Here is a 12,346-nt window from a genome sequence, read left to right as displayed (position 1 = left end):
TTAATAAGATGTATACCCTTATGAAAAATTTGTAATGTAATAAGTGGATTCATGACAAAGCCTTATATATCAATGGATTTATAGGATTACATAGTACATATTTACTGTAATAAAAATAAATTTGTAATTATTTTTAATTTTTCCTTCAAAATTTAGCGGAGCGGCATATATATTCACTGAAAGTGTAATTGTAACAAGTAATTGGTTGTTTTCAGATGATTTATCCTAGAGATAATGCTTAGATAAGCCGTACAAAAGTAATAAAGTATAATGAATTTTGAAGATGAGTTAAGTAAAATAATGCTTAGAAATAAGCCGTACAAAAGTAATTAGGGGGTAACAAAATTGATGAATAAAATTACAAAAGGTTGTATAAGTGAAATACAGGATCATTTAAGAGATTACATAATAGAGCATAGTAGTAAAAGTAAAAATAGAAAATTCACATGTTTTAATAAAAGCGCCCATAGCCATAAGGATGAAGATCCAAGTGCAGCAATAGTGCCAGGAAGCAGTGGAAGATTTTGGATATGTTTTAGTTGTGGAGCTAAAGGGGATATTTTTAAAGCTGCTCAGTATAAAGAGGGTATAGAGGGTTTTTATAATGGAGTAAAATTTTTAAGTGAAAAATATAATATTAAAATTGCAACAAAGCATAAAGAAACTTTTGTAGAAGATGATAATTTTAAAAATTTTCATAAGGATATTGTAGCTAACTACTATTATGAGGATGAACAGGGAAATACATTATATAAGATTTGTAGAAGGGAGTGGATGGATAACGGCAAAAGAAAGAAGGATTTTATGGCTTATACTAAGGATAATAGTAGCTGGAGCTTTGGAATAAAGAGTGCAAGACATGTTATTTATAAATTACCAGAGGTTTTAAAGGGCATTGAAAAGGATGAGAATATTTTCTTTGTAGAGGGAGAGAAGTGTGCGGATAAGATTTCAAAGCTGGGCCTAGTAGGTACTACCACTGCCTTTGGAGCTAGGGGATTTTCAGCGTATAGTGGGGATTATGTTTCTTCTTTAGTGGGTGCTAATATAGTTATTTTGCCTGATAATGATGAAAGTGGACGAGCTTATGCAAAGGAAGTTTTAAATGTAGTAAAGAACAAGGCTAAGTCTATTAAAATAATAGAGCTTCCAGATTTGAAACTTAAGGAAGATATTGTAGATTGGATAGAAAATGGAGGCACTATGGAGAAATTAATTACTTTGGTTAAGGGTGCAGAGGAAACATTTATAGAGGAATGCAGGCCTCGAAGTAAAATTGTAGGAAATATTTTTGAAGACGAGTTTTGTTACTATAAATATCATAAGGATCAGAAAATTAATATTTCTAATTTTATTATTAATCCTAAATATTATATTGAAAATGAAGGGGATACTCAAATTACAGGAGATATTGTTACGGAGGACGGGGTTATAGGGGAGAGGATATTTAAGAGCTCTGATTTTGATGATGTAATATCTTTTAGAAAAGCAATAAACAGCTTTAAGACTTTTTATATAGGAAGGATAGAGGACCTTCAATATATAAGATTTATTATTTCGAATAAAACCTGTGATATAAGGAAGGGGGTTACCTTTAGTGGGTTCCATAGGTTTAATAATAAGTGGTGCTTTGTATCAGAGGGGGGAGCTTTAGATTCTGAGGGAAAGTCTACCCTGGATATAGTTATGCAAAATCAATATGCAGAGCTTAATACTAATATTTTAGATAATGAGGCTATAACTAGAGAAGAGCTTTTATTAATTGCGCCATACCTATTTAAATTTAGTATATTAAAAAATACGGCATCTATATTAGGGTATGTATGTGGTTTGTTTTTGAAAGAAAAGCTTAAAAGCAATAAAATTCAATATAATCATCTTTTAATAGAAGGCGAGAGCAGTAGTGGTAAAAGTAGTGCTGTAAAGTATATTATCACTCCTATATTGTGTATGGAGGATGGCATATTAAATGCGGCACAGTGTACAGATTTTGCATTAAACAAAACTGCCGGAAGTAGCAATTTTATACCTCTTATTTTAGAGGAATACAAGCCTCACATAATAGGTAAGTACAAGGTTGATTTAATATCAGGGGTTATGAGAAATTCTTATGATAATTATAAGGGGATAAAAGGGGTAGCCACCTTAGATAAAAATAGATGCTTTATTCCTAGGGCTTCAGTGATTTTGTCTGGGGAGGTAGGAATAGAGGAAACGGCTAATGTGGGAAGGAGCCTTAGAGTTATATTTGCAACTTCTTATTTTGACCAGGAAACTAAGGAAAGTCTAGAAAAATTAAAGGAAAACTCAATTTTACTAAATAAACTTGGAGCGAGTCTTTTGAAGGAGGGCTTAAAAATGGAAGAGAAAAAAATTAAGGAAATTCATAGTGCAACTTTTGAAAAAGTGATTGGCGATAATATTAAAAATGATAGGGTTAGAAATTCTATAAGCAATTGTATTCTTGGTATAGTTTTACTTAAAAAAGTATTTGACGACTTAGCTTTAAATATGGAGGAGTGTACAGACTATTCTATTAAGGATATTATTTCATCAATAGAAAAGGGAGCCTATGAGGATTTATTAGATGGTGGTTCAAGTAATAAAACAGTTATAGAACAAAATTTCGAAACTATGAATCGTATGGCAGCTAATAATGAACTTTTAAGGAATATTGACTATGATGCAGTGCTAGATTTAGACGGGGATTTTGTGCTGCGCCTTAATTATACATCCTTTTATGATAGGTTTGTAAAATACTGTAGAGAGCATAATGTGACCCACGAGGTGTTACCTCTGAGCAGTTTTAAAAAACAATTGAGTAATATGCAGTATTGTAAATTCTATAATAAGCCTGTGAATTTTTCAGTGAGACTAGAAAATCCAAAGGACAAGAAGACTTTTAGGAGTGCAGTGGTTTATATTGGTAAGCTTAGGGAAAAGAATGTTGATATAGATTTTATGGCGGATGATAATATGGTAGAGTGAAGAAAATTTTAACTTTTATTGCATAAAAAAGAACATAAGAACACTTAACTTCATAATATAAATAATGTATTTATATTATGGAGGGAAAGCCTTGAAAAAATTAAATCCTGAAAAACTACAAGTTAAATTTGGCGCTATGACAAGTGAAACACAGCCAATTATACCCAGAAAATATACCCTTACCCATTCAGATACTACAGGAGAACTATTTCTCACAATTGCAGCAAAATATGATTATGATAAAATCACTAATATGAGAGATGAAGTGCTAGGAGAATGGAGTAGGGCTAATGATGACTATGCCCTGATGGTTAATGTTATGGTAGACAAAGAAAAGAACGCAGTAATGTCCGCTATCCGTAATGATGTATTTGTGAAAGAGCTCCCTTTGGCATTAGAAGCAATTGTTTATGGAGATAGGGAGCTTTTAAAAGCTAATACTTTTTTATACAAAGCACCTATTTATGTGAAATTTAATTCTGCTTATCCTAGGTTTAATCGCCAGGAGCTTTGGGGAACTCTGTCAGATTATGAGTAAAGATATCCTTCACAAGCCCTTAATATAGAACAAGTGCAGGTGATTATTTAATTTAGCATCCATATAGCATAATTTAAAACCCCAGCAAAGGATACCCAAACTATATAGGGAACCATAAGATAGGCAGAAGGTTTATCTATTCTATAAAACTCAAAAGTAGTTAAAAGAATGAATACTAATAATAGAAGCAATTCTAAAAAAGCTATTGCATAGAGCCTAAATCTGAAAAATATAATAGACCAAAGAAAGTTTAAAAATAACTGGACAACATATAAAACTAATGCTTTTGTTACATCCTCCCCGGATTTACCTTTCATCCAAATTCTATAAGCAGCTACAGCCATTAAAAAGAATAGAATAGTCCATACTACAGGAAAAACCCATCCAGGGGGTGAAAAGGAGGGTTTATTGAAATTTTTATAATCCTTAGAGGCGGTCATGCTCAAAAAACCACTTAAAAAACCTACGCCTTCTGCTAGTAGAACGCTAATAATAAGAGCAATAATGTTTTTTTCGCCGTTTACCTTAAAAATACTAAACATAGCTTATCTCCTTTTCTATTTTTTTATTATAAAAACTCTAGTTAAAGTAAAATATTTTAACTATATATTTTATAATATATTTATTTTGAAGTTATATTATACCTATAAGAATTTTAGGTGGGTGGTGACACTCTTTTGCCTTTCGAAAGCTATCCATATGAAAAGTGTTGCTTTAAATTATATTTTTATATGAATTAAAGCAACGCTTTAATTTTACATATTAATTTTTCATACACCTTTTGCATATGAGGTTCATCACTATATAAATTAACCTCATCTATTGGAATCCATTTCACAGCACTATTTTCATCTGCTTTTACAATAAGTGGTTCGTCTTCATCAGCCTGGATTAAATAAGCAAGAGACAAATGTAAATGTGCGGATACGTAGTTGCCATTTTTTACATGACCAAGCACGGGCAATAGGTCTAATGATAATATCTGGGAGGTCACAGGGAAAATATTCTTCACTCCAGTTTCCTCACTTGCTTCTTTAATTGCAACAGCCAGTAAATCATCTTCTCCATCTGCATGGCCACCTGTCCATGACCAGGAATTATATATATTGTGGTGTACCATTAACACTTTATCTTTTGTTTTATTTACTACAAAGCCAGAGCTTGTTATGTGAGCAATGCGATTATCCCGAGTTAAAATATCATCAAATTTATTTATACAATACTCAATTAGCTCTTTATCTTTTTTCTCTTGTTCATTATAAGGAGTATAGTTTCTTATTGAATTAATCCAATTCATAGTTAATCTCACTTTCTTCTTTATATTATTTTTTCCACCTTTTTAGTTTATGAGTATTTCTTGTTAAGAATTTTGCCACAAATTTAGGGAGCTTCATTTCTATTATTTTATTAGTTACCATTTCTTTCATTTCAATCACAGTAATATCAGGTGAAGTGAATTCACCATTTTCATAGCAATGACGGCAATACATTTCACTTAAACTTCCGTTAGCTTCAGTTCCAATATATTTTTCATCTTTATTCAAAGGCATTCCACAACTTTGACAATTGATTTCTTTATTTTTCATAATGCACACCCCGTTTCTAATATATATTAAGCTTTTAACCACATTTCAGACATATAATATGTAACTTGGATATATAAATATAGGCAAATTTATATTTTTTCCTTGTATCAATTGCTTATTCCCCTTATGATTTATTAAAAATAAGCTATATATCAAACCACCCTTTACGCTTAAACCATAAAAACATCTCTATAGCAATAATAGCCATAATCAACACAACTACAAAATAACCATACTTCCAAGTAAGTTCAGGCATATTTTGAAAATTCATACCATAAACTCCTGCTATAAAGGTTAGTGGTATAAATATACTTGTCATAACAGTCAAAACCATCATATTTTTATTCATACGAGTTGAATTTATGGATAAATAATTGTCACGCATGTCAGAAGTCATTTCCCTATTAGAAGCTATCATATCTGAAAGTTTAACTAAATGATCGTGAATATCAGAAAAGTATAATTTATGTTCATGAAATCCATAAAGCCTCTCAGAGTTTAATATCCTATATAACAAGTCACGCATAGAATTTACAATTCTTCGGAGCTTTAATAAATCACTCCTTATTTCAAACACTTCATCCATTAAGCTGTGAATGGGCTTTTTTAAACTATTAATTTCAATTTCATTTAACCTATCTTCAATTTTATTAATAGCTGGAAAGAAGTAATCAACTATTTTATCTAACACTTGATGGACAATATAAGAGGGGCCTTTATCCCAATTTTTTTCATTTATTTTTGCCCGCTGCCACGCTTCATCTAATTCCTTTAGTTGAGTACTGTGATAAGATACGATGTACCTAGTGCTTACAAAAAGAGAGACTTCCACTGGATCTAAAGTATCTTTATCTAAAGCATTAAGTACAAAAAAATTATAATCATCATAATAATCTAGTTTAGGGCTATTTAATGAAAACACACAATCCTCTATGGACAATTGATGAAAATGAAAATAGGTGTCTAATAAGGAGATTTCTTCTTGGCTAGGATCATTAAAATCCATCCAATACCACATTATGTTATCTTTTGATAACTCATCTAAAGGCAAATCATAAATTAGCTTTAAATTTTTTGTAATGGCTATAACACGAATCAAATAAATTCATCCTTTCTTTGGACATTTTTGTCAAATAAAAATGTAATTACACTATTTAATAGTAAAAGAAGGCTTACTCACAAGTGTCAAACTATAATAATTCCATTATAATACAATCATTGCTAATGACAACCAAAATATTAAATAAAAGCACAATTATATTAATATTTTTTTAAATATAGTAAATACTAAGAAGTATGGCAATATAAATCTATATTATAAAAAATAGTTATAAAATACTTTTTATCTTGACATACAATATAAAAATATATATACTTTGACTATCAAACTATTTGAAAATCAAAGTAAAGGGAGATGGATAATTATGAAGTTACCTCCTTTAAAAATTGGAGAATTAATAGCAAGTGTTCCTATAATTCAAGGCGGTATGGGGGTAGGAGTATCCCTTTCCGGTCTTGCATCAGCTGTTGCAAATGAGGGTGGAATTGGAATAATATCTACTGCTCAAATTGGGTATAATGAAAAAGACTTTGCAAACAATGCAAAGCAAGCAAATAAAAGAGCATTAAGAAGTGAAATTAGGCGCGCTAGAGAATTAAGTCCTAAGGGCATTATAGGAATAAATATAATGGTAGCTATGAATAATTATGAGGAATTAGTGGCAACTGCTCTAGAAGAAGGCATAGATTTAATAATATCTGGTGCAGGTCTTCCACTTAATTTACCTAAAATAGTTAAAGGATTCAAAACAAAGCTTGCACCTATAGTATCATCAGCAAAAGCAGCCACCGTTATATCAAAGATGTGGGATAGAAAAGAGAATTGTGCTGCAGATTTAATTGTTGTTGAAGGACCAGAAGCGGGCGGACATCTTGGCTTTTCTATGGAATCCTTAATAGAAAACAAAGCCCAAGACTTAAAGGACATAATTAAAGAAGTTATTGAGGCGATTAAGCCTTTTGAAGAAAAGTATAATAAAAAAATTCCTGTAATAGCTGCTGGTGGAATTTATACTGGAGCAGATATTGCCGAGTTTATAAAACTTGGTGCGGCAGGGGTACAAATGGCTACTAGATTTGTAGCTACTGAGGAATGTGACGCTTCTTTAGCTTTTAAAATGGCCTATGTTAATTCAAAACAAGAAGATATAAAGATAGTAAAAAGCCCTGTAGGTATGCCAGGGAGAGCTATAAACAATGAGTTTATGAAAAGCGTCTTGGAAAAAGGATGTAAAGTAGATAAATGTTATTTATGCATAAAGGATTGTGATCCAAGACAAACCCCTTACTGTATTACAGAAGCACTAATACAAGCAGTAAAAGGAAACTTAGACAAGGGACTTATTTTTGTGGGAAGCAATGCCTGCAAAGTAGATAAAATTATTTCAGTTAAAGAACTTATGAGTGAACTAGTAACAGAGGCAGAACTTGCGCTTTAAAAATATTGACAAATACCACTGCCAAAGATATACTTTGATTATCAAAGCATTTGAAAATCAAAGTATGGGAAATGGTGATAAGCATGAGTAAATGTGTTGGCGTTGTCAATGAACTTCTAGTAGAGACCTTTAATGATATATTGCAAATAGAACATAAGGCACTTAAAGAAGGGATACTTAAGGATCTATCAATAACAGAAGTTCATACTATTGATGCAATAGGAATGTATGAATATAGAACTATGACAGAAGTATCTCAAGATCTTAAAATAACTTTGGGTACTCTTACTACAGCTGTAAGTAAACTTTTAAAAAAAGGGTATGTAGATAGAAAAAGAGGGGAAGAAGATAGAAGATCAGTAATGATTGCCCTTACTAGAAAAGGAAAGCTGGCCTATAGAATACATGATAAATTTCATTCTCATATGGTGCACGCAACTATAGATGTTCTTAATGATGAAGAAGAAGAGGTACTAATAAAATCTCTTGAAAAATTGAACAATTTCTTCAAAGAAAAATATAAATTAGAAGGTTAACGAAAGGGGTAGTTGAGCAATGAATGAGGTACAAATAATTGGTACAGGAAGTTATGCGCCTATAAACATAATGACTAATCATCAAATATCAGAGATTGTAGATACTTCTGATGAATGGATAACTTCTAGAACCGGCATCAAGCAGAGACATATATCACAAGGTGAAAACACTTCAGACCTGGCCACAAAAGCTGCATTAGAGGCATTAAAGGATGCGAATGTTAATGCTTGCGATATAGATCTTATAATTCTTGCAAGTACATCACCAGACCAATTTCTTCCAGCTACTGCATGTATAGTTCAAGGAAATATTGGAGCAGTAAATGCTATGGCTTTTGATATATCAGCAGCATGTACAGGGTTTATATTTGCCCTTAATATAGCAGTGCAATTTTTAAAAACTGGTAACCGCAAAAGGGCTTTAATAATAGGTGCTGAGGTACTATCAAAGATTGTTGATTGGACAGACAGAAACACTTGTGTACTCTTTGGTGATGGTGCAGGAGCAGCAGTAATTGAGGCAGGTAATACGCCAGGGGTTATTTCTGTAAATTCAACTTCAGAAGGTGAAAAGGGTGAATTTTTAACTTGCCCAACTGTAGATGTAAAAAATACGTTTACAAAAGGGAATGAAGATTTTAAAGCAACACTAAGTATGGATGGTAAAGAGATTTTTAGATTTGCAGTAAGAGTTATTGAGAGTAGCATAGATAAAATTTTAAAAGAAAACAATTGTACACTTGATGATATTAAGTATGTAGTTTGCCATCAAGCAAACTCTAGAATAATAGATTTTGTTGTTAAAAGATTGAAGGCTGACAAAGATAAATTTTATGTGAATTTAGACATGTATGGAAATACTTCAGCAGCAAGTATACCCATAGCTTTAGATGAGATAAACAAAAAGAATTTACTTGCAGCTGGAGATAAAATTATACTTGTAGGCTTTGGCGGTGGATTAACCTACGGAGCTTCATTAATAGAATGGACAAAAAGTAAATAAAATATTAGGAGGAATTAATAATGGTATTTGAAAAAGTTAAAAATGTAATAGTTGAACAATTAGGTATAGATGCGGTAGAAGTTACAATGGAGGCAAATTTTGCGGATGATTTAGGAGTAGATTCTCTTGAAATATTTGAGATTGTAATGTCATTAGAAGAAGCTTTTGAAATCGAAATACCAAATGAAGATATCGAAAACATTAAGGATGTAAAGGGAATTGTTGCATATATAGAAGCAAAACTTAAATAATAAAAATTGTGGGGTTAGATAATTAGAGAGCTGAACTACTAAGTGTATTAAAATTTAGTTTCCTTCAGTACATTAAAAAAAGTATATATTACGTGAAATGTAGTTTTAGTAATATATACTTTTTTTATATAATTATCTAACCCTAATTATATACTTTTAAACAATCAAGGAGGAACAAAATGTTAAATTCTGTATTTTTTAAAAGCTTAGGTGTAAAATATCCAATAATACAAGGTGGAATGGCTTGGGTTGCAGATAGTAGCTTAGCTTCTGCGGTATCAAATGCAGGGGGTCTGGGTATTATAGCAGCAGCCAATGCGCCTACCTCTTATATAAGAGATGAAATTAGAAAAGCAAAACAGTTAACAGACAAACCTTTTGGTGTGAATATAATGCTTTTAAGTGAGAATGCAGAAGAAATTGCACATCTTGTATGCGAAGAAGGGGTTAAAGTAGTTACTACAGGGGCAGGAAACCCAGGAAAATACATGGAACTTTGGAAGGCACATGGAATTAAAGTAATACCGGTAGTTCCTTCTGTGGGCCTTGCTAAGCGTATGGAGAGAGCAGGAGCAGATGCAGTTATTGCAGAAGGATGTGAATCTGGAGGGCATATTGGTGAGCTTACAACTATGGCACTGGTTCCTCAAGTTGTCGATGCAGTTAATATTCCTGTAATTGCAGCGGGGGGCATAGGCGACGGACGTGGAGTGGCAGCAGCCTTTATGCTTGGAGTACAGGGAGTTCAAGTTGGAACAAGGTTTTTAGTAGCAAATGAATGTACAATACATGAAAATTACAAACACAAAGTATTAGCAGCAAAGGATATAGATTCAGTGGTTACAGGAAGATCTACAGGGCATCCTATTAGGGTTTTAAAGAACAAGTTATCAAGACAATTTCAAAAGCTTGAAAAGGAAAATGCTCCAGTAGAGGCTTTAGAGGAACTCGGCCGAGGATGTTTACCAAGAGCAGCAAAAGAAGGCGATATAGAGATGGGGTCCATTATGGCAGGACAAATCGCAGGTCTTGTAAAGAAAGAACAAAGCTGCAAAGAAATTATAGAAGAAATGTTTACAGAGGCAGAAGAAGCTATTAAAAAGTTCATATAAAAAAGGATATTATTATTTGAAATAGATGAAGTTATAAAAAGAACCAAAGGCTATGATTAAGGAGGGGAATTATGAGTAAAATTGCTTTTATTTTTCCGGGACAGGGAGCCCAATATATTGGAATGGGCAAGGAATTATTTGAGAATATAGAGGAATGCAGGAATATATTTAATATAGCAGATAGTGAACTTGGCTTTGAACTAAGTAAACTTTGTTTTGAAGGGACGCAGGAGGAGCTAAATATCACAGAGAATACACAACCAGCCATTTTAACTACTAGCATAGCAGCGCTTGTGGCATTAAGTCAAAAGGGCATAAAATGTGATGTAACTGCAGGACTTAGTCTTGGAGAATACTCAGCACTTGTTTGTAGTGGAGCTATGGATTTCAAAGACGCTGTAAAGCTTGTTAAAAAGCGAGGAAGATTCATGCAACAAGCGGTGCCTGTGGGAATAGGAACTATGGCAGCAATAATAGGGCTTACTACAAATTGTGTTGAAGAAGTTTGCATTGAAGCTAGAGCTTCTGGCATAGTAGAAATCTCTAATTTAAATTGCCCGGGACAAATAGTAATTGCTGGGGAAATAGCGGCGGTGGAACTTGCTTGTGCTGTGGCATTGGAAAAGGGTGCAAAAAAAGCAGTTATTTTACCAGTAAGTGCACCCTTCCATACTTCTATGCTAAAGCCAGCTGCAGAAAAGTTAGAAATTGAGCTTGCAAGTATAAATCTTAAAGACATTATTGTTCCAGTAATGACAAACGTAAACGGCGATTATGTAAAGAATAAGGATGATATAAAAGCTAATTTAAAACTTCAAGTTATGAGCTGCGTTTTATGGGAAACAATTATAAGAAATATGATAAAAGATGGCGTTGATACCTTCGTAGAGATAGGACCAGGTAAGGTATTACGTGGCTTTATTAAGAATATAGATAGAAAACTTACAGTACTTAATGTAGAAGATATGGTATCTTTGGACAAAGCAGTAGAAGTGCTTAAGAAGTAGAATTTCTTAAGAAGCAAAAGCTTGTTAAGAAGCAAAGTCACTACAAAAGATGTAAAGGAGAGAAGATATGTTAAAAGGAAAAACAGCAGTAGTTACAGGAGCTAGCCGTGGTATTGGAAGAGCTATAGCATTGAAGCTAGCAAAGCTTGGAGCAAATATAGTTGTTAATTATAGAAGCAGTGCAGGCGCAGTTCAGGAAGTAGTCAAAGAAATAGAAGCGTTAGGTGCTAAGGCACTAGCAGTTCAGTGTGACATAAGTAGTTATAGTGATGTAGAGAATATGATGAAAAAATGTGTTGAACAATTTGGAAGCTTAGATATTTTAGTTAATAATGCCGGCATAACAAAAGATGGCCTTTTAATGAGAATGAAGGAAGAGGATTTTGATAGCGTTATAGATATCAACTTAAAGGGTGCTTTTAATTGCACAAGGCATGTATCAGCAATAATGCTTAAGCAACGAAGTGGAAGAATAATAAATATATCCTCAGTGTCTGGACTTACAGGAAATGCAGGTCAAGTAAATTATTCCGCGGCTAAAGCGGGAATAATAGGTATGACAAAGGCTGTTGCTAGAGAATTTGCAAGCCGTGGAGTTACTTGTAATGCAGTAGCGCCAGGATATATTCAAACAGATATGACGGATAGTTTGTCCCAAAAAGTAAAAGAGGCTGTACTTAGCGGTATTCCATTAAAAAGACTTGGCATGCCTTGCGATGTTGCAAATGCAGTAGCATTTTTAGCCTCAGAGGAAGCTTCATACATAACAGGTCAAGTTATAAACGTAGATGGTGGAATGGTAATGTAGTCAAAAATTAATAAGGCAC

At 32.9% G+C, this 12,346-nt stretch carries 13 protein-coding genes; 9 read left to right on the top strand and 4 right to left on the bottom strand.

The features are described 5' to 3' along the window. The first annotated feature begins 345 nt into the window (after positions 1-345). Together G9F71_RS24225 and G9F71_RS24220 are read left to right on the top strand one after the other, a co-directional pair. Positions 346-2,988, top strand: a complete 2,643-nt coding sequence (locus G9F71_RS24225; RefSeq protein WP_164949316.1) for a hypothetical protein — start codon at positions 346-348, stop codon at positions 2,986-2,988. 91 nt (positions 2,989-3,079) lie between these two features. Then, on the top strand, positions 3,080-3,526 hold the full coding sequence (locus G9F71_RS24220) for a staygreen family protein (RefSeq protein WP_164945908.1): 447 nt from the start codon (positions 3,080-3,082) through the stop codon (positions 3,524-3,526). A 47-nt stretch (positions 3,527-3,573) separates the two neighbouring features. Here G9F71_RS24220 and G9F71_RS24215 read toward each other — a convergent pair whose 3' ends face one another. The 4 genes from G9F71_RS24215 to corA form a co-directional block, all read right to left on the bottom strand. Continuing rightward, positions 3,574-4,068 (bottom strand): TspO/MBR family protein, encoded by a 495-nt coding sequence (locus tag G9F71_RS24215; RefSeq protein ID WP_164949317.1) that lies wholly within the window; start codon positions 4,066-4,068, stop codon positions 3,574-3,576. Positions 4,069-4,262: 194 nt separating this feature from the next. Next, a complete protein-coding gene (locus G9F71_RS24210; protein WP_164949318.1) occupies positions 4,263-4,823 on the bottom strand; it encodes an NUDIX hydrolase in 561 nt (186 codons plus the stop codon). Positions 4,824-4,848: 25 nt separating this feature from the next. Then, on the bottom strand, positions 4,849-5,112 hold the full coding sequence (locus tag G9F71_RS24205) for a zinc ribbon domain-containing protein (RefSeq protein ID WP_164945905.1): 264 nt from the start codon (positions 5,110-5,112) through the stop codon (positions 4,849-4,851). A gap of 145 nt (positions 5,113-5,257) precedes the next feature. Next, the gene (gene corA / locus G9F71_RS24200; RefSeq protein ID WP_164949319.1) at positions 5,258-6,211 is read right to left on the bottom strand and encodes a magnesium/cobalt transporter CorA; all 954 of its coding nucleotides are present in this window, start codon (positions 6,209-6,211) and stop codon (positions 5,258-5,260) included. A 325-nt stretch (positions 6,212-6,536) separates the two neighbouring features. Here corA and G9F71_RS24195 point away from each other — a divergent pair, with 325 nt between their 5' ends. The 7 genes from G9F71_RS24195 (at position 6,537) to fabG (ending at position 12,327) form a co-directional block, all read left to right on the top strand. After that, the gene (locus G9F71_RS24195; protein WP_164949320.1) at positions 6,537-7,610 is read left to right on the top strand and encodes an NAD(P)H-dependent flavin oxidoreductase; all 1,074 of its coding nucleotides are present in this window, start codon (positions 6,537-6,539) and stop codon (positions 7,608-7,610) included. Positions 7,611-7,693: 83 nt separating this feature from the next. Then, entirely contained in the window at positions 7,694-8,146 is a 453-nt protein-coding gene (locus G9F71_RS24190; protein ID WP_164945902.1) for a MarR family winged helix-turn-helix transcriptional regulator, read from the top strand. Positions 8,147-8,165: 19 nt separating this feature from the next. Next, positions 8,166-9,149, top strand: coding sequence for a beta-ketoacyl-ACP synthase III (locus G9F71_RS24185; protein WP_164949321.1), 984 nt, complete (start codon positions 8,166-8,168; stop codon positions 9,147-9,149). Positions 9,150-9,169: 20 nt separating this feature from the next. Continuing rightward, positions 9,170-9,400 carry an acyl carrier protein gene (gene acpP, locus G9F71_RS24180; RefSeq protein WP_124998685.1) on the top strand — a complete coding sequence of 77 codons (231 nt, stop codon included), beginning with the start codon at positions 9,170-9,172 and terminating at the stop codon, positions 9,398-9,400. A gap of 179 nt (positions 9,401-9,579) precedes the next feature. Further along, positions 9,580-10,512, top strand: coding sequence for an enoyl-[acyl-carrier-protein] reductase FabK (fabK, locus tag G9F71_RS24175; RefSeq protein WP_164949322.1), 933 nt, complete (start codon positions 9,580-9,582; stop codon positions 10,510-10,512). A 71-nt stretch (positions 10,513-10,583) separates the two neighbouring features. Then, the gene (gene fabD / locus G9F71_RS24170; RefSeq protein ID WP_164949323.1) at positions 10,584-11,519 is read left to right on the top strand and encodes an ACP S-malonyltransferase; all 936 of its coding nucleotides are present in this window, start codon (positions 10,584-10,586) and stop codon (positions 11,517-11,519) included. 67 nt (positions 11,520-11,586) lie between these two features. Next, positions 11,587-12,327 (top strand): 3-oxoacyl-[acyl-carrier-protein] reductase, encoded by a 741-nt coding sequence (gene fabG, locus G9F71_RS24165; protein WP_164949324.1) that lies wholly within the window; start codon positions 11,587-11,589, stop codon positions 12,325-12,327. Positions 12,328-12,346 lie beyond the last annotated feature (19 nt).

This window comes from Clostridium sp. FP2, assembly GCF_011065955.2.
GTDB lineage: Bacteria > Bacillota > Clostridia > Clostridiales > Clostridiaceae > Clostridium_AD > Clostridium_AD tagluense.
Note: the sequence above shows the minus strand (reverse complement) of the source record. Positions and strands in the feature narration are given on the sequence as shown.